Source organism: Micromonospora sp. HK10 (genome assembly GCF_000982955.1).
GTDB lineage: Bacteria > Actinomycetota > Actinomycetes > Mycobacteriales > Micromonosporaceae > Micromonospora.
In genome coordinates this window covers 1-20,052 of sequence record NZ_KQ058652.1, presented here as the reverse complement: position 1 = coordinate 20,052, position 20,052 = coordinate 1, and the positions used below count along the sequence as shown (strand labels likewise).

The following is a 20,052-nucleotide window of genomic DNA, read 5'->3' as shown; positions in this document are numbered from 1 at the left end:
GCGCCGGACTGCGTCCGCTGGCGCGCGAGGCGCGACCGGACGCGCAGGGCAGTTCGAGAAGGTGACCTCGGCGGGTTACCGGCCGGGCGCGGTGAACGGCGGCGGCACGGGAAGGATCCGCCGCGCCCGACGCAGCACCTCGTCGGCGACCGGGATCAGCGGCGCCGCATCCGATGATGTGGCCGGGGTCGTGCGGTGCCAGCCGCCACCGGGGTTGCTCGCGATGATCGTCCAGGTGAACAACGGGGTGAGAACCTCGGCGATCGCCGTGCTCTGCGTGGCGTAGCTGTCGCGGTAGACCCGCACCCGCAGGACGTACCCGTCGGTGTGGTGCACCCGGGTCAGCTCGTAGGTGCCGTGGCCGCCTTGGTGGAACACCTCGTCGACGATCACCGCGACCGGTCCGTCGGGTCGGCGGCGCGGGAGGTCGCCCCGGAGGCGACGAGGGTCCAGGGCCACTGGTAGGCGCCGATGGCGTAGCAGCGGTTGGAGTCCGGGACGACCCGGTCGTCCTCAAACCAGCGGCTGCCCAGGCCGTCGTCGTTCTCCCCCTCGACGGCGACCTCGTCGCCGTCGAACCGCAGCCGGGGGTGCTCCCCGGGCATGTCGGCGGGGTAGAGGGCGTCGAGGTGGGCGGCCATGCGCTGCACCGCAAACCGAGGGAAGCGGCACAGCAGCCCGGTGCGGATGAGGGTGGTGTAGCCGGGGGCGACCATGGCGCGGTAGGCGCCGCCGCCGACCACATCGCAGGTCACGGTCGCCGGCGTCCAGGTGGCAAGCGGCGGAATGATGTCGCCGCGGCTGCGGGAGATGCGGTAGCGGTCGCCTGCGGCCTCGCTCGCCGGGTCCGGGTGCAGCCCGAACCAGTGCATCCCGTGGCGGCGGGCGTAGCGGAGCAGGCCGAGCAGGCCCCGCCGGCCGTCAAGGTGGCCGGTGTGCAGGGGCAGGAATCCGTGCCCGTCATCGGCGAGGACCGGATTTCCGGTGGCGCCGGTCGCGGTGTGGGTCCAGGTTTCGGCGAGGACGCGGTGCTCGGCGCCGTCGGCGTCGTACCAGCGGGGGACGCCGTTGGAGGACAACCAGTCACCGTCGGTGTCGTGGGACCAGATGAGCGCGGCCTGGTCCGGGACACCGGCCCGGTACTGCTGCCGGCTCTTCAGGTACGCGCGGGTGGCGGCGGCGTGTTCGGCGAGGGGCAGGACGTCGTCGACGCGGAACCACAGTCGGTCAGACATGGCGAAGGAACCTCCTGATGGGGGAAGAGGGAAAGGTCGGCCGTTCGCCGGCCGGGCTTGCGGGGTGCCCCAGCCCGGGGCGCCGGGCCGTGCGCGGGCGGCAGCGTCCTCACACCCGCAACGGCGACCAGACGTACGGCGTCAGACCCGGAGAGCCGGATCGAGTGCGAGGCCCAGGTGGAGCTGGGGTTCGGGTGGCGGTGACCTGCCATGGCGGTCTCGCCGCGCTGGTCGAGGCAGGGGGTGTGCGTCGCGAGCCGGCGGGGCCCAAGGGCCGGCTGGTAGAGCTCGCGTCTGCTGCCAGGGCCGGCGCGGCGAGGGTGGGAGTGGGGTGGAGCCGGTCGGGCCGCCGCCGATCCCCAGGGAAGAGGGAGTGGGTGGCGGTGCCCGACCGGTTCCGGTGGTGTTACAGGGCGACGGCGAGCAGCCGCTGGTCGGTCTCGACGGTGTCGAGGTACCGCATCGCCTGCTCGAGGTAGGTCACCCGGTGGGTGAGGGCGTCGCTCGCGGGTGCGAGCTTGTGCCCGTCCGGCGTGAGCAGGGCGTCGCCGCACACGGCGGTGGTGGCGCTGTAGTGCTGGTAGGCCATCGGGCCTGCCTGGAACATCTCCAGCTCCCCCACGGCGAGGTGAGCGGCGCCGTAGCTGGCCGCGTTGTGCATCCGCATCGCGTTGACGCGGGCCTGCTGGTGGAAGTCCGCCTCCGCCCGCTCGCGCGGGTACTTGGCGGGGTTCGCCAGGTGGCGGGCCAGCAGGGTCGGCCACGGGGTGGCCGGCCGGGTGCCGTGCACGACCCGCTGCCACACTTCGTGGCGAATGCCGGCGCCGACGCCGGCGGCGTGACGCATGGCGGCCAGGTCGAGCAGCTTGACCGGTCCACCGGCGCAGTACACCGGACGTCCCTTGCGAGGCGCGACCAAGTCATGCCGCTGCCACAGCCACATGTTCGGGATGGCCCAGAAACGGGGCTGCAGGGTGCCGGACACGCCGAAGTGCCGGTCGAGCTGGGTGGCGGTCAGGGCCTGCGACGGCAGTCCCTCGGGCAGGCAGACGATCATGGTGTTGACCGTCGCGGTCGGCGCGACCACCGGGCTGGTGGGCGCCGTGGTGCTGGCGGTGGTGGCCGCGGGGGCCGGCTTGCGGCCCGGGCGAGGCGTCACCGTCGGCACGCGGGTGCCGTAGCGGCTCAGCGGAGTCGCGGCACCGTTGGTTGCGGTCATCTGGGGTTCCTCCTCCGGTTTGGGGCGCGGTGTTGGGCGCGCGGAAGCGGCCGGCCCACCGGGTACATGGGTCGGCTCACGGGACGAACAGGGGATGGGTGCAGCGGCGTGCTGCTGGTGGAGCGGGATGGTGCGGGGTGGTGCGGGTGGTGCGGTGCGACCTGGGGGTCGCCGCGCGGCGCGGGCGCCGACCGGCCGAAGAGGCGGGTGGGCGGAGCGCACCGTGAGGTGCGGCGGTGGTTCCCGAGGTGGGACCGGACCGGGTGGAGCGATATATGGGTGAAGGTGGTGCCGATGAAGGTAGCGGCCGGATCTGTCAGTGCCGGCCGCCGTCATGATCGTCAGTAGTGCCGGTGACCTGCACTGTCAGACGACCGCTCGATTCCGGGGGCGAGGGACGGCGGGACTGTGAGATCCGGTCGGTCTCACAGCCGCCCACGACGGTGGACGGCTCCCTTCCGCGTGCGGTGAAGGTGAATGTCAGGGCTCCGGGTCGGGGCTGCTGGGGTCGGTGTCGGGGAAGCGGTGCGGGTTGGTGGACGGGTTGTCCGGGCCGTGGTCGGAGGGCAGCTCGTGCAGCCAGCGGCGCGGCCCGGGGTCGGTAGTCAGCGTCCAGGCAGGCCCGGCGGGGTGCTCGCCGTGGATGCCGGTGGCGACCGGCATGGCGGTGGGCACACCAGCGAGGGCGTCGAGGAGGTGTTGTTCGCGGCGGCGGCCGGGGACGCGCAGCAGCACCGGGTAGCGGGGCCCGTAGCGGGCGAGCTGCTCGTAGGCGCGCAGCTTCCGCAGCACGGTACCGAGGGGTTCGGTGCCATTGTCGTGTTCGAGGAAGAACCCGACGGTGCGCCCTCCGGCGTGCCAGATGCCGTGCCCGTCGGGCTGGACACCGGTGCCGCTGCCGGCGGCGTAGGAGGCGGCGGCGAAGGCGGCGGTGGTGTGCTGTTCGGACCACCACCGCGCCAGCCGGGCGTTTTCGTCGGTGCGGGCGTAGCCGAGCAGGTCGATGAACAGCTGGTTGGTGCCGAGCAGGTGGGGCAGGCGGCGGCTGCCGATGATGCGTTCGGTGCGGTCGATGCTGGTCCGGGGGGCGCGGGCGCCGGCGTGGTTCGGGTCGTTGAACTGGGTGGGGTGGACCACGGTGCCGAGCGGTCCGAGGGTGTAGAGGTACTGGCCGCTGCCGGTGGTGACGTCGACGAACCGGCTGACCGCCTCCATCTGGTGCAACTGGGCGAGTCGGAGCCGGGCCGAGCGACGCGACGGGAACAGCGCCGCCGTGACCTGGTCGGTGGACAGCACGTAGTGCTCGGCGAGCCACCGCATCAGCTGATGATCACGGGCGGTCAACCGACGAAGCCGGTCAAGACGAGCAAGACGCGAGGACGAACGGGAACCGGAGGAGGAGACGGACGACGAGCGGGAAGCGGAGTTGTTGGTGGGCACGATGGATGCTCCAAGCGGAAGAGGAGTTCCCTCCGAGGGGAGGGTGTCTGAGTTCGGTGAGGTGGCAGCGGAGGCCGGTGACTGCCGGTGAGCGGCCTTGACAGACCCGTACGGCCGGATCTGTCAGTGCCGGATGGTGATCAGTGGTGAAGGCCTGGTGAAGCCCTCACGGAAGGGGCGACCGGGACGCGCTCGACCGGCGGTCGACGGCCTGTCGATCTCGCTTCAACCGCCCTGCGGCAGTCAGGCGTTCGCCTTCGGACCGCTCTTGCCCCGGGGACGCCGTTTGTCGTCAGGTCGGGCCGAGAACCGGTCGACGAGGTCGTCGATCGCGCTGGCGTCCTGCGCCGGCACCGCCTGCGCCGCGGCCTGCCGGATCACCGTCGCCTCGCCCACGACCGGTTTCGGTGGCCGGGTCTTGAGGGTGAACGCCGGTGTCTGCCGCCCGCCGACGACGAGCCGGCCGACGGCGGTGTAGGCGTCGAGGTGGGTCAGGTCGTGCTCGTCGAGCTCGGGCAGGGTGTGGCGGGCGAGGACGCGGGCGTCCTCCGGGGCGACGGAGAAGTACAGCTTGTTGCGGGCGTTCGCCGAAGCGGCTGCCAGGAGGTCCTTCGGGAACTGGGCCAGGTCCTGGTGCGCGAGGACCATCGACAGCCGGTACTTCCGCGCCTCCGCCAACATCGAGTCGAGGCTGTTGGCGAGGGTCAGGAAGTTCTGACACTCGTCGATGATCAGCGTGGCGTCGCGGCGCTTGTCCGCCGGCACGGCGGCGCGGGCGGTCGCGGCCTGCCACACCTGCGCCAGCACAAGGGAGCCGAGCAGCTTGCTGGTGTCCTCGCCCAACTGGCCCTTCGGGATACGCACCAGCAGCGCCCCACCGTCGAGAACTGTGCCCATGTCGAAGCTGGAGCGGGGGTAGCGCATGGTGCGCTTGACGAAGTCCCGCAGCAGGAACGCCCGCAGCCTCGCGAGGACGGGGCCGATGACCTGGGAGCGCAGGGCCGGGTTGAGCTGGTCGTACCACTGCCAGAACCCGGACAGGCCGGCCGGGTCGTCCAGGCCGACGGTCATCGCGCTTCTGAACTGCGCGGAGTTCAGCAGGGGCGGGATGTGCTGGAGGGTGACGTTGGCGTGCCGCAGCAGAGTCAGACAGGCCACCCGCATGACGTCGTCCATCCGCGGCCCCCACGCCTTGGCGAAGATGTTCCCGAAGATCGACACGAGGTTGTCGACGACCAGGTCCGGATCGTCGCCGGACAGCGGGTTGAGGGTGGGCGGGTTGGGCTGGTCGGGGTCGAACAGCACCACCCGCCCGGAGACGCTGGCGGGCAGCCGGTCGAGGATGTCCAGGACCATGTCGCCGTGCGGGTCGATGACCACGGTGCCCCGGCCGGCGGTGATGTCCTCGACGGCCATGTTCACCAGCAGGGTCGTCTTCCCGGAGCCCGTCGATCCGACCACATGCATGTGATACCTCGCGTCGGCGACGGGCAGGGCCACCGCGTGGCCACCGACCTCGGCGTCGCCGAGGACCTTCGTCCCGCGGCCGCCGGCCGGCACCGCCACCGGGGCGGGCATGGATTTCGCCCGCGCCCGGTCCAGCCCGGGAACGGCCAGGTCCCGCGGCAGGGCCGCGAGGACGGCCAGCTCGGGGGTGGAGGCCAGGAACCCCGCTCCGAGCCGTCGTGCGGCCAGCACGGCCACCGGCTGCGCCATCCGCGCCCGGTGCGCGAGGCGGTTGCGGCCGGCGTATACGGCGAACGACGAGGCGACCGCGTCCGCGATGCCCCGCAGCCTGGCCTGCGGCCGGGAGCCGCCGCGGTGGTTGTTCTTGGCGATGGCGTAGCGGATGCCGATGGTCCACAGCGGGTGGGCGGTCTTGTCGAGGATCGCCCGCACGTCCCGCTCCACCCTGGGGTCCCTCCGGGGTGCCGAACCAGCCGACCCGGCCCGGCTCCGCGCGGAGGATCCCGTCTGGAAGACCTCGATGAGCCACAGCAGCGGCGCGGCGGGATTGATGGCCGGTACGGCGGTCTTGCCGTCGCGCAGCCTGCCCGCCGCGCGGCGGGCTCGTGCGGCCCGGCGGCGGGCAGCGGGGCGGGCGAGGACCTGCACGCAGGCGTATTCGTCCGGCTTGAGCTGCGACCCGGCGGACATCAGCGCCCGCAGCGGGTCGTTGTCGTGGTCGGTGTTGATCGGCAGCCACTCGGCGGCGGTCGGCAGCAGGTGCCCGCCGACGGCGGCCGGCACGTCGAGCGGGACCGGCGGCGCCGCCGGGTTGGTGGTGCAGGCGGTGCCGGGCCAGGCGGCCCGCACGGCGGCCTCGACCGCCCCGGCCGGCACCGTGCCGGGAACCCAGATCGAGATCAGGAGCTGCCGGCCGGTCCAGGTGTACTGCCACACCACGTGCGGACTGCCGTACAGCAGCCGGCGTCGGCGCGACGGGGTGAGCGTGCCGTGCAGGTTGGCCCACAGCGCGGTAGCGCTGTGCGGGTCGACCTCCGGCGGCGGGGCGACCGTGACGAGACGGGCACCGTCGGCGTGGCGGCGGTGCCGCCACCCGTCGAGCAGGTTGCGCCCGGCGACGGAGACGACGAGCAGGGCGGCGGCGACGCCGAGCAGCCAGGGCCGGTCCACCGCCCACTGCGCGATGTCCAGTACCCAGCGGGTAGGCGCGTTGGGCGGGGCAATGACGCCGGTGCCCGGCCCGGAAGGACTGGGCGCCGGCGACGCGACAAGCGGTGGTGTCACGGCTCCTCCTCTGCGTCGTCGGGGTCGAGGTCGGCGAGGTCGGACGGCTTCGTGGTCGCGAGGAGGTGTTCGGCCTGCGAGGAGATCGACTCGAACGCGGTCCGGTTGGTGCCGGAGATCAGCAGGCCGTGCCCGACCCGGGCGGACAGCAGCAACCGCCGCTCTCCTGCGGTAAGGCCGAACGCGTCGGCGACCTGGTCGATGGCCTGCGGGGCCTGCTTGAGCAGCACCTGCGTGGCCGCATTCGCCACGACGGCCTGGCCGAGGTCGGTGCCGAGCACGTCGGCGACGTCCTGGGTGATGACCGACAGGCCGGCGTTGCGCTTGCGGCCGGCCTTGGACATCTTGAACAGGAACCGGGCGCCTTCACCGTCGCGCATCAGCAGCCACGCCTCATCCACCACCACAAGCCGCCGGCCCTGCGGGCGGGATCCTTCGCGGGACCGCCGCCGATAGTGGGGTGGGAGGTCGACCTGCCGCCATATCTCGTCCAGGGCGAGGAGGGTGCCGACGGTGCGCAGTTCGTCGGGTAGGTGCCGTAGGCTCCAGACCACGAGGTGCCCGTGTGGGCGGGTGGTGGTGGGTGAGTCGAACAGGTTGGAGAACGAGCCGGCCACCCACGGGGCGAGTCGGGCGGCGAGTTCGTGGGCGGCCGGGTTGTCGTCGGCCCGCAGTGTCGCGGCGAGATCCTTCAGTAGCGGCGCGGGCCGGTGGTGGGTGGCCGGGTCCGCGGTGATGCCCGCCTGCCGGTACACCTGCAGGATCGCCCGGTCCAGGGCGGCGCGCTCTGCCGGCGGCGGCACCTGCCCCAACAACACGCTGATCAACGTGTGGAGGAACAGGCCTCGGCGGGTGAGCACGTCCGGGCGGGTGTCCCCGGCCGGCAGATCCAGAGGGTTGATCTTCACGCCGGGCGCGCCGAGCCGCACGACGGTGCCGCCGACCGCGTCCGCGAGGCGGAGGTATTCGTCCTCCGGGTCGACGACGGCGACCTGGACGCCCTGGTACAGGTTGCGGAGCACGTCGAGTTTGACGAAGTAGGACTTGCCGGCGCCGGAGCGGGCCAGGATCACGCTGTTGTGGTTCTCCTGCGCCCACCGGTCCCACCAGACGATGCCCTGGGAGTCCGGGTTGACCCCATACAGCACCCCGCCGGTGGTGGCCGGATCGCCGGGCAGCGGCGCGGGCAGATCCGCGCTGGCGAGAGGGAACGCGGCGGCGAGGGCCTGGGTGTCCATGGTGCGGCGCATCTGCAGGCTGTCCGTGGCCAAGGGCAGGGTCGTGGTCCAGCCGGACAGATGCCGCCACGTCGCGGGCTGCACCTCGATCAGGGTGGACGCGGCGGCGGCCTTCACCTGCGCACACGCGTCGAGGAGTTCGGCCTCGGTGCGGGCGTGCACGGTCAGGTACAGGCCGACGCGGAACAGCTTCGCCGCGCCCCGCGCCAGGCGTTCGGCGAGGTCGGCGGCGTCGTCGGCGGCGGCCTGCACGTACGGGTCGGCCAGCTTGCCCTTCTGCTCGTCCGCCCGCCGGGACGACTCGAACCGGGCCCGCTGGTTACGCAACCGGGCCGCGGCCACCGGCGCGGGGAGCGGGTCGATGTGCAACGCGAGGTCGAGGCGGCCCGGCCAGGACAGCAGCGGCTCCAGCCACGCCGGCCCGACCTCGGCGGGGTAGCCGGTCACCACCAGGGTGGCGGCGTAACCGTCCCCGACCCGCAGGAACCGGGGCGTCACCTCCACCGAGGCCGGCGCCACCGCCGCCGCCACGCCTGCGGCGGGGGGCAGCGCCGCGGTGTCCGGGCGGGTGAGGGCCGTCGGGCGACGCAAGCGGATCGTCATGACGATGTCCTTCGGAGTATCGGCCCCCTGACCGGAGGTCCGGTGATGGTGGTGTGGGGGGCGGCCAGTCCACCGGGGCGGGGCGGCCGGTAGGGGTCGGCGGCGGCGGCCAGGGCCGCGGTCGCGGCGTGGCCGTCCAAGGCGCGGGTCGTGACGCCCAGCCCGGACAGCGACCGGACCGTCTGGTCGGCGCGGCGCCGGGCGGCGTGCTCGCCACGCTCACCGCTGGTCGTGCGGGTGACGATGAGGACCTGCCGGCGCAGCGGATCCCGCCGCTGCGCGAGGTCGTCGAGGAAACGGGCGTGGTCGGCCGCCGCGTCCGCGAGAGCCGGGTGCGGCATGGCGTCCGCCGCCCGGGCGAGAGCGCGGGCGGCGGAGTGCAGGTCGACCGGCTGCGCCGACACCACGATCTGCGTCGGCGTGGACAGGCTGTTGAGCCAGCGGCCGAAGGTGTCGACCAGGGCGGCCTGCTCGTCGGCAGTGCGCAAAGCGAGGTTGACGCTGGTCGCCGCGACCATCGCCGCCCTCACCGCTCCGAGGCTGATCTCGCCGTGGTCGTCGATGGCGTCGGCGGGCAGTTTCAGCGGTGCCGGCAGCATCACCTTCGACGCCGGGGCCTGCACCCAGTCGGGTGTGCGGGCGGTGGTGTCGGTGGTGGACAACGCGCGTGGCGCCCTCCAATGGCGCACCGCGCAGGCCAGCCACACGTCCATGGGCAGTCCGTCGCGGCGGCCGACCGCGAGGCCGAACACCAGGCCGCCGAGCACGACGGCCGCGCCGAGCAGCACCGGTGCGGGCACGACAGTGTGCAGGGCCTTCCAGACGCCGTAGAAGACGACGGCGGCCACCGCCAAGATCGCGAGTTGCCGGAACGTCAGCCCGTAGAGCACCTTGTCCGGCGCGTCCACGTCGGCGGGCATGCGGGCGGTGACGGCCTGATCATCGCGGCCGACGCGGCTCATCGTCGCACCGCCCCAAGGCCGGGGATGCGCAGCCCGCGGGTGAGTTGCTGCACCACGACGACCCGCACGACCGCGCCGAGCGGATTGCCGCCACGCCCGCCTGCGCCGTTGGTGGCGTAGCGGCGCATCAACCCCGGAACCTTGACCGTGGTCCACAGCAGGACCATCACGACGAACAGGTTGAGCACCCCACCCGGTTCGACCGGCAGGCCCAGCAGCGGCAGCATGGTGCCGGTGTCCAGCAGCATCCACTGGCCGGCGAACAGCACGAACGCCTGCACCACCGGGATCGCCAGCATGGCGACGTACGACCGCCACCACAGTCGGGCCACGCCGTCGGTCTGCGGCAGGGCGTGGCAGGCCAGCGCGATCGGCGCGAGCGCGGTGAGCACCAGCGCGACCGCGAAGCGGACGATCACACTGCAGGCCGTGGCGGCGAGCAGGAACACGATGATCGCCAGGCAGACGACGAACAGCAGCCCGGCGCTCTGGTCACGCGCGGCCATCAGGTGGGTCTTGACGGCGTCGAGGGCCCCGTCGCCGTTGAAGTCCTGCGCGGTCACAGCGGTGGTGAACGCGTTGGCGAACTCGATGAGCGTGCCGGCGATCAGCTGCGAGAAGTGGGCGGTGACGAATCCGACGACGCACCGCGGCAGGAGATCCTTGGCGGTGTAGCGGGCGCGTTCGTCGCCGCCGGCGACCATGGTCAGGACGCCAGCGGCAACGAACACCAGGACGAAGACGGTGTCGACGACCCAGATCGACCGTCCGGTGAGGGCCTGCACCTGCGGCAGGCTGGTGACGTCCGGGGTGATCAGCAGCGCGTGGGTGATCGCGGTGATGAGCCCGTTCAGGCAGTCCAGCAGCAGGCCGGCGAACCAGTCGAGGATCTGGTTGAGCGCCCAGGCCATCGTCAGCCTCCGACGATTCCCTGGACGACCTTCAGCAGGACAGGCGCGAGCACGGCCAGGCCATAGCCGACCAGGGCGTTCATCAACGCTCCCTTGGCCTTGTCGACCTGGGCCGGGTCGCCGCCGGCGGTGGCCCAGTACACCCCGGCCAGGACCAGGAACAGGGTGGCGACGGCGGTCAGGAAGCCCATCACCCAGGCCTGCAGGTTGGCGATGACGGTGGGCAGGTCGTTGACGGCCAGGATGACCGGCTCGCCGGTGTCGCCGTAGGCGGCGGCGGGCACGGCCAGCATCCCGAGGGCAACAGCGGCGGGCGCGGCGACCCGAGCGACGCGTCGAAGCGTGGACAGCGTGGTGGTCAGGGCGCGGAAACGTGCCCACAGTGTGGGGGACATGGGTGACTGCACCTCCCGCCCCGGCTTTCGCCGGAGCTAGTCGAAACGGTGGTCAGGGAGCCGCCGCCGGGCTCGGGAGACACATGACGGACAGGGGACCGCGGTGAACCTCGGGAGGAGCTCGTCCTCCCGTTCGGGTTGGCGGTGATCGATGAGGTGTCAGCGCATCAACGTGGCGCGGCACCCGAGGCGCCCGGTCCCGTGTCGGCCATGTGTCCCGGCCCGGCGGCGGGCGGAACCAGACCCGGCAAGGCGCCGGGGGAGTTCCGCACCCTCAAACCGGCGTTTGTGAGCTGTGGCGAACACCTGCCGGTCCCACAGCGTTCCGACACAACCTCACCGGCGCCTGACTGCCCTGCTGAGCGGCCCGACCTGACGCTCATGCCGCTCCGGGGCGGACCCGCTGTGGGCGTCGGCGCGGAGCCTCACAGCCGCCGAACGTCGCCCCGCGAACTTCGGTGTCAGGTCCGTGAGGCTCCGACGGGCCACCCGACAGTGAGCACGACGGCCCATCCCGCCCGAGGGTGGGAGCCGGTCGCAGCGGTGAGAGGTGGCGTCCGGCGCACGCGGTCGCGGGCCCGACCAGATGGTCGGGCCCGCGACTGGGATGGTCGGCGGTCAGGCGGCTGCCAGCCTCACCCGCGCCGCGGCTGGTCGTGCCGTGCGGCTGCGGGCGGCCCGGATGCGCTGGCGTCGCTCGGCCGCCGCGGCGAGATCTTCCCTCACCCGCGGTGAGGTCACCTCGGTGAGGAACCCGGCGGCGAGCGCCTCGGCGATGCGGACGTCGATGCGCTCGACACGTCGCCGCAGCGTGTCGACCTCCATGCCGAGGCGGGCGGCGATGGGTTCGATGGCCCGATTGCCCAGCCGCAGGTCGATGTAGGGCTGCTCATCGCACTCGTCGACGATGCCCAGCTCGACCGCCCGGCGAACGAGGAGGTCCGGATGCCCGTAGGGCCGCTTCGGGGTGCGGGGGCCGGTGACGTGTTCGAGGTCGTCCACCGGCACCGCCTCGGCGCCGTCACGCTGCCGCAGTTCGTGGCCGGCCCGCCATGCCGCCATGCACAGCGCCGCGTACGGTGCCGGTTTGGCCAGGTCGACCCGGTCGCGCAGGGCGGTCAGGAAGCCGGTGAGGATCTCGGCGTCCAGGTCGTGGGCGTCGCCGGCCCAGCCGGTGTGCAGCCGGCCGGCGTAGCGGCGCAGGGCGGGCATCGCCAGGGCGACGGCGGCGATGACCCAGGCGGGCCCGTCGAGGCGGGCGCGGCGAATCAGCTCCCGCCACACCACGTCCCGCACCGTGTAGGCGCGGGGATGGTCCAGCAGCCACTGCCGCAACGCCGGCAGCGCGATGACACCGCCGGGCAGATCGCTGTCATCGCCGAGCTGACCGGCCAGCGGATCGAGGTCCAGTGACAACGGGTCGGGGTCGCATGTCAGGTCGGCGAACGCGGTGTCCACGGCGTCCAGAGGTGAGTCGGGCCAGTCGGTGGCGGAGGCGGTCATGTCACGAGCTCCCATGTCAGAGACGAATGTCGATGACGAGCCGGAGCTGCAGGTCCGGCGCGCCTGACCGCCATTGCGCCACCTCGGTCTCACGGACCCCTGACAGCGCATGCTGGCACGCATGAACACCGGGCCGGCGCCGTCAGTCGCCCCCCCGGGCCACCGCTCACTGACGATCGACGTCGACGTGCGTCATCGTTCTGACAAAGCCAAGCTGACCTGCGCGCTGACACCATCGGAGACGGCGGACACGGTCGGCGGCGACCGGCCGGTGAGGACGCGGCACCGCCGAGCGGGCCCGACGACGCGTCCCGGCCGGTCTCACAGCGCTGACGGCGGCTCACGGTGTCACGGTGGCAGACCGCGACCGGCGAGACGCCCTCGCCGACTGTCAGCGTCCGCCAGGCACCGCCGCGTCGGCGTTCCGGCTGACAGCCCTCGTCCGGCGGGCCGAGACAGGCTGATAAGCCGCTGTCCAAATGACACACCCGCAGCCGTGTCCTCGATGACACCGCTGCCGGCCGAGGGGAGCCGGACAGCGGTCTGACAATGCCGGCCAGCACACCCGTGTCATCGGCGTATGTCGCTGTCATGGTCGAGGTGGTCGTGGCGCTGGGTGTCTGACAAGGCTGGGTTGACCGTGGGCTCTGACCACAGAGTCCTGGCGCTGATCCGGCCCCGGTGGAGCCGGCGCGCGAGGGCGTCCCGGGTTGCCAGGACAGCCAAGGGGACGGGAAGCCGCTGTCAGACATCCGTGAGATCACCGTGAGACGGGCAGGTGTTCGCCACAGCTCACAATCACCGGTTTGAGGGTGTCAGCGCACCACGGCGCGGCGCGGAGCCGACACCACATGAGTGAGCACACGCCGCAGCACCATGACCCGCATCCCGATCCCACCGTTGACACCGGCCCACTGGCCGGGGTCGACCCGACACCGGCCGACCTGGTCGCCGGTGACCCGCCGGTACCGCTCACCGTCTGGCGCACCGCTCGCACTTCGGGCGACGCCGGACGCAGCATCGGTGCCCGACTGGCCGGTCGCCTCATCGCCGCCTACAGCCGCCCCGGCGAGGCGGTCGTCGACCTCACCGGCGACCACGCCCTCATCCAGGCCTGCGTGGCCGGGGCGCGCCGGCACCACCCGGCGTGGTTCACCGACGCGTCCAGCCTGTTCATCGGCGCGGCCACTGCGGCCCCGCCGGCCGGCACCACCGCCGGCGCGGAACCGGGGGAGGAGGACGACCTGCCTGAGATGGGCGGCTGGTTCGGTGACGATCTCACCGACCCCGAACTGCACCCACCGGCCGACACGGCGGCCGACCTGCCACCCGGCGGCTCCCTACAAGCAGCGACCAGTCTGGTGGTCGCCTGCTGGCCCCTGCACGAAAGCGTCGCCGCCAACCGGGTCCGGCTGGCGTGGCTGCTGACCGCCTGCGCCGCGCTGCTGCAACCGGGCGGCTGCCTGATCCTCGTCGTCACCGTCGCGGCCGGCGCCACCGCCGGCCCGGAAGACTTCTCCGGCGTGGTCCAGGCCGCCGCCGGTGTCGGGCTGGGCTATCTGCAGCACCTTGTCGCCGTCACCGCCGACACCGACGGGGACGCGTTCGTCTACCACGTCACCGACGAGGAACTGCTCACCCTCACCACCGCCGTCGACCAGGGGTGGCAGGTGGCGCACCTGCGAGTCCACGCGGACCTGATGGTCTTCAGTCAGGCCCAGGGCCAGGGCCACGCCTCGCGTCGACGGGGTGGGCGTGAGGGCGGTGGTCGCCGTGGCTAAGCACCGCGCAGCCGCCGCAACCGCCGAGCCCGACGAGCAGAGCACAGCGACCGCCGCCACGACCACCGACCCGATCGGAGGCCATCGGGCTGCTCCCGGCCCGGAGGGCCTGTCGGTGTGGGCGACAGCGCAGGCCACCGGACCGGTCCAGCGCCGAGGCCGGTACGTCCGCGAGTCCGTGCAGCACCCGGCGCGGATGCTCCCGGCGATCGCCGCGCACGCCGTCAACGCCTACACCCAACCGGGGGACTTGGTGCTCGACCCGATGTGCGGGATCGGCACCACCCTGGTCGAGGCAATCCACGCTGGCCGGGACGCGATCGGGGTGGAGTACGAGTCCCGCTGGTCCGACATCGCCGACGCCAACATCAAGCACGCCCACGCCCAGGGCGCGACCGGCCGGGCCGGCGTCATCCGCGGCGACGCCACCGGCATCCTGTCGCTCGTACCCGGGGCTCTGGCCGGGCAGGTCGCCCTCGTGGTGACCTCCCCGCCGTACGGGCCGACCGTGCACGGCCTGGTCCGGCCGGGCGCCGACGGGGTGGCGAAGTTCGACAACGCCTACAACGACGGCACCGACCGCGGGAACCTCGCCTACCGCGACCTCACCGGACTCGCCGACGGGTTCACCCAGATCCTCGCCGGCTGCCACACCCTCCTGCGCCCCGGTGGCGTCGTCGTCGTGACCGCCCGACCGTGGCGCAAGCACGGCGAACTGGTCGACCTCCCGTCGGCCGTCATCGGCGCCGGCATCCGGGCTGGCCTCACCCCCGTCGACCGGTGCGTGGCGCTGCTCGCCGCCGTCCGCGACGGCGGGCTCGTCGCCCGGCCGTCGTTCTTCCAACTCCAGGCCGTCCGCAAGGCCCGGGCCGCCGGCACCCCCATGCACCTGATCGCACACGAGGACGTCCTCGTGTTCATCAAGAGCCAGACCGACCTGGGTGCAGGAAGCGTGGAGGACACCCTCAGGGCAGGGGTGGTCGCGTGAGTGCGCCTGCCCACCGCTGCCGGCGTCTCGGGGTTGGAGTGCAGATCTCCGGCCTTCGGCGGGTCGCCGAAAAGGGTGAGATTCCGACGCTCGACGCGGCGGAGGTGCGTGATTGACCACCGACCCGCACCGCGCATCGGATCGCTGTGCACCGGCTACGGCGGCCTCGACCTGGCCGTCGAACTGGTGCTCGGCGGCCGCCTCACCTGGTACGCCGAAACCGACCGACACGCCCGCACCGTCTGCGCCCACCACTGGCCGCACGTGCCCAACCTCGGCGACATCCGCACCATCAACTGGACCCACGTCCCGCCGGTCGACGTCCTCACCGCAGGCTTCCCCTGCCAGGACATCTCCAACGCCGGCAAACGCGCCGGCATCACCGGAGCCCACTCCAGCCTCTGGCACCACATCACCCGAGCCCTTCGCATCCTTCGACCACCGCTCGTGTTCGTGGAGAACGTGGCCGCCCTCCGCCGGCGCGGACTCGACGTCGTCCACGCCGACCTGGCCACGCTCGGGTACGACACGAGCTGGCTATGCCTACGCGCATCCGACATCGGCGCACCCCACCGACGCGACCGACTGTTCCTGCTCGCCACCAGCGGGGGAGAGACTGCCCACGCTGCCCACGCCGTGTGCCCGTGACGGCAAAGGCCCAGGCCACCAGCACGGCCTACCCGACCTGATCGAACCGCACGGCACCCGCCACGACCTGCTGCCCACCCCACGCGCCAGCGACACCGGCACCCCCGGCCGCCGCGCCGGCCCCGGATTCCGCCCACCCCTGTCCCAGGTGCTCCTACCAACACCCCGAGCCACCGACGGACAGAAAGGCTGCCCCGGACAACGCGGCTCCCACGGCGACCTCACCCTGCCGTCGGCAGCCGTGCGCATCCCACCACACCTGCCCACCCCCCGAGCCTCCGACGCACGGGGCCCCGGCCCCCACGGCAACGGCGGACCCGACCTACGCACCACCGTCGCCCACCTCACCACCAACAACCTCGGCACACCCGACGAAGCCACCTGGGGCATCTACACCCCGGCCATCGCCCGCTGGGAACTCCTGACCGGCCGCCCCGTCCCCGCACCCACCCAACCCGGCCAGCACGGCAAACCCGTCCTCGCGCCACCGTTCGTGGAATGGCTCATGGGCCTACCCGACCAGTGGGTCACCGACCCCCGACTCGACCTACCCCGCACCGGCGCGCTGCGCGTCCTCGGCAACGGCGTCGTCCCCGCCCAAGCCGCGGCCGCCCTTCGCCTCCTGATATGCCCCCACCACTAACCGACCGCCCGACGCCGCGTGGCTGTTCCCGGGCGCCCAGACGGCCACCCGGGAACAGCCCCGCGTCGACCTTCTTCAACCACTCCGATCGAGGAGCTGACGATGCACGCCAAGCCGCCCCGCCCGCGAAGGCGACCACCGCCACCCCCGCCCGCCCAGCCAGCAGGTCACCTGGACGAGCAGGAGCCACGCCTCTACACGCCGGCCGAGGCCGCCGCGCTGCTGCGGGTCCCGGAATCGTGGCTGCGCCGCCGCGCCGGCCGCCGCCAAATTCCCTGCACCTTCCTCGGCAAACACCTGCGCTTCTCCGCCGCCGACCTCGCTGCCCTCATCACCGCCGCCGCCGAACCCGCCACTCGAGGCCACCCCACCCGCCGCCGGCGGCCACCCACCAGCACCGACTTGACCCACGCCGAAAGTCACGCGTCGATCACCGACGCACCGCAGCCACACCGAACGGAGTAACCCATGGCCTGGGTGGAAAAACGCGGCACCACGTTCCGCGTCCGCCTCCGCATGCCCGACGGCACCGTCACCACCGACTCCACCCACGACCTGCGCGCCGACGCCGTCGTCCGCGCCAAGGAAATCGACGTCGAAGTCGCTCGCGACACCTTCATCGACCCCCGCGGCGGACGCATCCCCCTCACCGACTGGGTACCGATCTGGGAGCAAACCCACCAGGCATCGCCCGCCACCTGGGCCGCCTACCGCAGCCACCTCCGATTGCACATCCTGCCCACCCTCGGCCCGCTGCCCCTGGTCGACATCCGACGCCAACACGTCAAGACTCTCGCCGTCGCCCTCGGCAAACGCCTGGCACCCCGATCCGTCGCCGACGTGATCATGGTCCTGTCGATGATCCTGCAAGAGGCGGTCGAAGACCGCCGGATCCCCTTCAACCCCTGCCGTGGGATCCGCATCCCCAAAGGCATCCGGGCCGAACGACCCCACGCCACCGCCGACCAGGTCGCCACCATCGTCACGCGCCAAGCCCGCCCTACCGACGGGCTGATGATCCTCACCGCCGCCTACACCGGTATGCGCTGGGGCGAAATCGCCGGCCTGCACCGCGACAACCTCGACCTCACCCTCGGCAGCATCTACGTCCACCCCGACGTCGGCGCCCTTCACGAAGTCGAAGGCAAGCTCTACCTCGGCCCACCCAAAACCAACGACTCCGTCCGCCACATCCGCCTACCCCGCTTCCTCACCAACCTCCTCGCCACCCACCTCGCCCAACACCCCCACCACACCGTCTTCCCCGGCGCCCGCGGCTACCACCAGCGACGCTCCAACTTCAACCGCCGCGCCTGGACCCCAACCGTCGCCGGCGATCCCAAGAAAGGCATCCCGCCGATACTGCCCGGAATGCACTTCCACGACCTACGCCACACCCACAAAACCTGGCTCATCGAAGACGGCATCCCCGAAATCGCCCAAGCCCGCCGCCTCGGACACCGCCTCCCCGGCGTAAGAGGCATCTACAGCCACGTCACCGAACCCATGATCACCAGCCTGGTCGACGCGCTACAGCGCCGCTGGGAAACCACCCAACCCAAAGGCCCCGACACGACCGTCCGCCGGCTGCGCCGAGTCGCCTGACGCGCCCCCAACGTCTGCAGGACCTCCTCGTCGGCGTAGTCGCCAGCACCGACCAACCACGCCAGCGACGATGCCCACCCGCCTCGCAGATGCCCGCCCCCGTACCCAAGTCCGCCACGGCCCACCCCGCGCCCTTGCCAGCGGTGAACATGGTTGCCGCGGATTGTGGAAGCGGTGATGATCTCGAGCGGGAAAGGTACTGCGGCCAATGATCGAAGGGCGGTGCTGAAGTGGTTCTCGGCCTGGCTGAGCACAGGTGGCCGGTACGGATCAGCATGGTCCGGTACCAGAGCCGCGAGTACCGCGTTGTCCGTCCCGCTCGAGCACCCGGTTTCGCAGGTCTCTACGAGGGGCGCCTGGGAGCACAGCTCTGCCTGGACAAGAAGACAGCGGCGATGTTCGCCATGGCATGGGGCCTGGCCGCCCGATCACCGCATACCATCGTCTTCCTGCCGCTGCGCGCCGCGACCCGGCCGGACGAGTGCGCGTGGGGACGCCCACTGGATCTGGTGTTGCTGCACCACCGACTCGCGTTCCCAGCCTCAAGATGGAAGCCGGTCCGCGCCCGGCTGGGCCCCGGTGCGCCGCACACCGTCACGTTGCCCGCCGGCGCCTGGCCGAAGCGGCCAGTCGCGGATCACCGTCGGTCCTGGCACCGAGAGTTCCGCGACTTCATCCAGTGGAAGGTCGCCGCCGACACACTGGTGCTCACCGGTAGCCAGGAAGCGTTCGAGCTGCAGGCCGACCAGGTCCGCGCGCTGGCCGAGGAATGCCCGGCGCATCAGGCGCAGACGCCAGACACGCACTGCTGCGCAGAGATCAACATGGGCAGAAGCCGCTACCACCCCGACCTGCGCTATCCCTACGCGGAACTACACGCCGAGTACTGCCGCTGATGAAGTCAGCCGACAGCAGCGCGACCCAAGCGATCAGCGGCTGGAGGAAGACGATCGACGGATCTCCATCGAACGCCCCATGCTGCACAATAGAGTGGTGACGGCGAGAGACGAGATCCTTGCTGCGCTTTCAGACATCGTCGCACGAAGCCCGGACGGTACGTTCCTACCCAAAGACGTGGTCGACGAGCTTCGCCGCCGCGGATGCCCTTACACGGAATCGACAATACGGACCCACATCGTCAGCCGGATGTGCGCCAACGCGCCGGACCATCACGCTCGTACCTACGACGACCTGGAACGACTCCCGAACGGTCGATATCGGCTTCGGTAGGAGTCTGCCGCACGCCCTGGGCTCGGACGCACTACGCTTGGAGGCCGGCCTGCCCAACGTGCGGCGCCGGTACCGCGCGTCACTGAACCTAGGGGTGGCAGCTCCGTTTGAGTCGGGCCAGGCTCCGGGGAGCCCGCACATGACGGGCGGGCTCCCGAAAACGGCTCAGCCCGGCTCCAATTGGTTAGCTGCAACCGCGCGGATCGCGGCAAGAGCGGACGGATCCTGCTGGCAGGGCGTGTCTAGAGCGGGTCCAGGAGCAGCACGCCGTCCGGTGAGTAGAAGTAACCGCGCACGTGCCGAGCCCAGTCTTCGATCTTGGGGTCTTCCGACTGCGACAACCACTCAGACAGACGCGCGTGCTCGTCGGTGTATCCGTTCTCCAGGAGCCACTGAAGCGTGTCGGCCCGGCCCGCTCCGAAGATGGCCTGGGCGTCGAAGCCGATGCCTAGGTCCATGTCGCCCGTGCGGAACTTCGCCCCATACAGGCGGGGCGAGTCCGCGGGATCGCCGATAAGGAACAGCAGAAAGGCCGTCAGGTAGACCTGCTCGTACTCGTCGCTCTCGCCCACGTCCGGGCCTTCGCGCCACGCCCTTTCGAGGTCGAAGATCTCTCGGAGCATCGCGTGGTAAGGGCCAGGATCAGCTACGTCAACCATCCGGAGCGCTTCCCGACGAGAAGCCGGACTCGAGAGGTCCCGAGACTCGACCATGTGTGCATGCTAATCGGGGTTCCCGCTCATCGGCTACTCCCTGTCCGCGTGCGCCGCCCCTGGGACGCTCGGCTGTTCACTGTGGCTCCCGATCCTGCTCGTAAGCGCGGCCCTCGTCGGAGCGGGTCTGGGGAGCACGTTGGGAGCGGTTGGGAGCACTAGACGCAACGTCGTTCAGTTAGGCGTG

18 protein-coding genes are annotated in these 20,052 nt (G+C 71.8%); 7 read left to right on the top strand and 11 right to left on the bottom strand.

Annotated elements, in window-relative coordinates:
- Positions 1–75: 75 nt before the first annotated feature.
- From LQ51_RS00875 to LQ51_RS00830, 10 genes are all read right to left on the bottom strand, one after another.
- Positions 76–393, bottom strand: coding sequence for a hypothetical protein (locus tag LQ51_RS00875; protein ID WP_052744713.1), 318 nt, complete (start codon positions 391–393; stop codon positions 76–78).
- Positions 390–1,235 carry a hypothetical protein gene (locus tag LQ51_RS00870; protein WP_046562665.1) on the bottom strand — a complete coding sequence of 282 codons (846 nt, stop codon included), beginning with the start codon at positions 1,233–1,235 and terminating at the stop codon, positions 390–392. Before LQ51_RS00870 ends, LQ51_RS00875 begins: the two co-directional genes overlap by 4 nt.
- Before the next feature lie 406 nt (positions 1,236–1,641).
- Positions 1,642–2,454: a hypothetical protein gene (locus LQ51_RS00865; RefSeq protein WP_197087487.1), complete on the bottom strand. Its 813-nt coding sequence runs from the start codon at positions 2,452–2,454 to the stop codon at positions 1,642–1,644.
- Positions 2,455–2,934: 480 nt separating this feature from the next.
- Positions 2,935–3,774, bottom strand: coding sequence for a replication-relaxation family protein (locus LQ51_RS00860; RefSeq protein WP_231605123.1), 840 nt, complete (start codon positions 3,772–3,774; stop codon positions 2,935–2,937).
- Between the two features lie 363 nt (positions 3,775–4,137).
- On the bottom strand, positions 4,138–6,645 hold the full coding sequence (locus LQ51_RS00855; RefSeq protein WP_046562662.1) for a helicase HerA domain-containing protein: 2,508 nt from the start codon (positions 6,643–6,645) through the stop codon (positions 4,138–4,140).
- Positions 6,642–8,486: a VirB4 family type IV secretion system protein gene (locus LQ51_RS00850; RefSeq protein WP_082159209.1), complete on the bottom strand. Its 1,845-nt coding sequence runs from the start codon at positions 8,484–8,486 to the stop codon at positions 6,642–6,644. Before LQ51_RS00850 ends, LQ51_RS00855 begins: the two co-directional genes overlap by 4 nt.
- A complete protein-coding gene (locus LQ51_RS00845) occupies positions 8,483–9,448 on the bottom strand; it encodes a PrgI family protein (RefSeq protein ID WP_046562661.1) in 966 nt (321 codons plus the stop codon). Before LQ51_RS00845 ends, LQ51_RS00850 begins: the two co-directional genes overlap by 4 nt.
- Positions 9,445–10,359 (bottom strand): conjugal transfer protein TrbL family protein, encoded by a 915-nt coding sequence (locus LQ51_RS00840; RefSeq protein ID WP_046562660.1) that lies wholly within the window; start codon positions 10,357–10,359, stop codon positions 9,445–9,447. Before LQ51_RS00840 ends, LQ51_RS00845 begins: the two co-directional genes overlap by 4 nt.
- Positions 10,360–10,361: 2 nt before the next feature.
- A complete protein-coding gene (locus LQ51_RS00835; RefSeq protein ID WP_046562659.1) occupies positions 10,362–10,754 on the bottom strand; it encodes a pilin in 393 nt (130 codons plus the stop codon).
- Between the two features lie 618 nt (positions 10,755–11,372).
- Entirely contained in the window at positions 11,373–12,257 is an 885-nt protein-coding gene (locus LQ51_RS00830; protein WP_046562658.1) for a hypothetical protein, read from the bottom strand.
- A gap of 851 nt (positions 12,258–13,108) precedes the next feature.
- Between LQ51_RS00830 and LQ51_RS00825 the strand changes: the two genes are divergently transcribed.
- The 7 genes from LQ51_RS00825 to LQ51_RS00800 all read left to right on the top strand — a co-directional run bounded on the left by LQ51_RS00825 (position 13,109) and on the right by LQ51_RS00800 (position 18,818).
- Positions 13,109–14,038: a hypothetical protein gene (locus LQ51_RS00825; RefSeq protein ID WP_046562657.1), complete on the top strand. Its 930-nt coding sequence runs from the start codon at positions 13,109–13,111 to the stop codon at positions 14,036–14,038.
- 73 nt (positions 14,039–14,111) lie between these two features.
- Positions 14,112–15,026: a TRM11 family SAM-dependent methyltransferase gene (locus tag LQ51_RS00820; RefSeq protein ID WP_231605129.1), complete on the top strand. Its 915-nt coding sequence runs from the start codon at positions 14,112–14,114 to the stop codon at positions 15,024–15,026.
- A 108-nt stretch (positions 15,027–15,134) separates the two neighbouring features.
- Positions 15,135–15,674: a DNA cytosine methyltransferase gene (locus LQ51_RS00815; protein ID WP_046562656.1), complete on the top strand. Its 540-nt coding sequence runs from the start codon at positions 15,135–15,137 to the stop codon at positions 15,672–15,674.
- A 241-nt stretch (positions 15,675–15,915) separates the two neighbouring features.
- The gene (locus tag LQ51_RS33615; RefSeq protein ID WP_231605120.1) at positions 15,916–16,317 is read left to right on the top strand and encodes a hypothetical protein; all 402 of its coding nucleotides are present in this window, start codon (positions 15,916–15,918) and stop codon (positions 16,315–16,317) included.
- Between the two features lie 102 nt (positions 16,318–16,419).
- Positions 16,420–16,782, top strand: a complete 363-nt coding sequence (locus LQ51_RS31600) for a helix-turn-helix domain-containing protein (protein WP_082159208.1) — start codon at positions 16,420–16,422, stop codon at positions 16,780–16,782.
- 3 nt (positions 16,783–16,785) lie between these two features.
- Entirely contained in the window at positions 16,786–17,922 is a 1,137-nt protein-coding gene (locus tag LQ51_RS00805) for a tyrosine-type recombinase/integrase (protein WP_046562655.1), read from the top strand.
- A 275-nt stretch (positions 17,923–18,197) separates the two neighbouring features.
- Positions 18,198–18,818, top strand: coding sequence for a hypothetical protein (locus LQ51_RS00800; RefSeq protein WP_046562680.1), 621 nt, complete (start codon positions 18,198–18,200; stop codon positions 18,816–18,818).
- A 576-nt stretch (positions 18,819–19,394) separates the two neighbouring features.
- On the opposite strand, the gene LQ51_RS00795 is transcribed toward LQ51_RS00800, so the two are convergent.
- A complete protein-coding gene (locus LQ51_RS00795) occupies positions 19,395–19,775 on the bottom strand; it encodes a hypothetical protein (RefSeq protein ID WP_231605118.1) in 381 nt (126 codons plus the stop codon).
- Positions 19,776–20,052 lie beyond the last annotated feature (277 nt).

Coding starts and splice junctions, on each gene's coding strand:
- LQ51_RS00870 (WP_046562665.1), bottom strand. CDS start 1,235: ATGTCTGACCGACTGTGGTTCCGCGTCGACGACGTCCTGCCCCTCGCC.
- LQ51_RS00865 (WP_197087487.1), bottom strand. CDS start 2,454: ATGACCGCAACCAACGGTGCCGCGACTCCGCTGAGCCGCTACGGCACC.
- LQ51_RS00860 (WP_231605123.1), bottom strand. CDS start 3,774: ATGCGGTGGCTCGCCGAGCACTACGTGCTGTCCACCGACCAGGTCACG.
- LQ51_RS00850 (WP_082159209.1), bottom strand. CDS start 8,486: ATGACGATCCGCTTGCGTCGCCCGACGGCCCTCACCCGCCCGGACACC.
- LQ51_RS00845 (WP_046562661.1), bottom strand. CDS start 9,448: ATGAGCCGCGTCGGCCGCGATGATCAGGCCGTCACCGCCCGCATGCCC.
- LQ51_RS00840 (WP_046562660.1), bottom strand. CDS start 10,359: ATGGCCTGGGCGCTCAACCAGATCCTCGACTGGTTCGCCGGCCTGCTG.
- LQ51_RS00835 (WP_046562659.1), bottom strand. CDS start 10,754: ATGTCCCCCACACTGTGGGCACGTTTCCGCGCCCTGACCACCACGCTG.
- LQ51_RS00830 (WP_046562658.1), bottom strand. CDS start 12,257: ATGACCGCCTCCGCCACCGACTGGCCCGACTCACCTCTGGACGCCGTG.
- LQ51_RS00825 (WP_046562657.1), top strand. CDS start 13,109: ATGAGTGAGCACACGCCGCAGCACCATGACCCGCATCCCGATCCCACC.
- LQ51_RS31600 (WP_082159208.1), top strand. CDS start 16,420: ATGCACGCCAAGCCGCCCCGCCCGCGAAGGCGACCACCGCCACCCCCG.
- LQ51_RS00805 (WP_046562655.1), top strand. CDS start 16,786: ATGGCCTGGGTGGAAAAACGCGGCACCACGTTCCGCGTCCGCCTCCGC.
- LQ51_RS00800 (WP_046562680.1), top strand. CDS start 18,198: ATGGTCCGGTACCAGAGCCGCGAGTACCGCGTTGTCCGTCCCGCTCGA.
- LQ51_RS00795 (WP_231605118.1), bottom strand. CDS start 19,775: ATGCTCCGAGAGATCTTCGACCTCGAAAGGGCGTGGCGCGAAGGCCCG.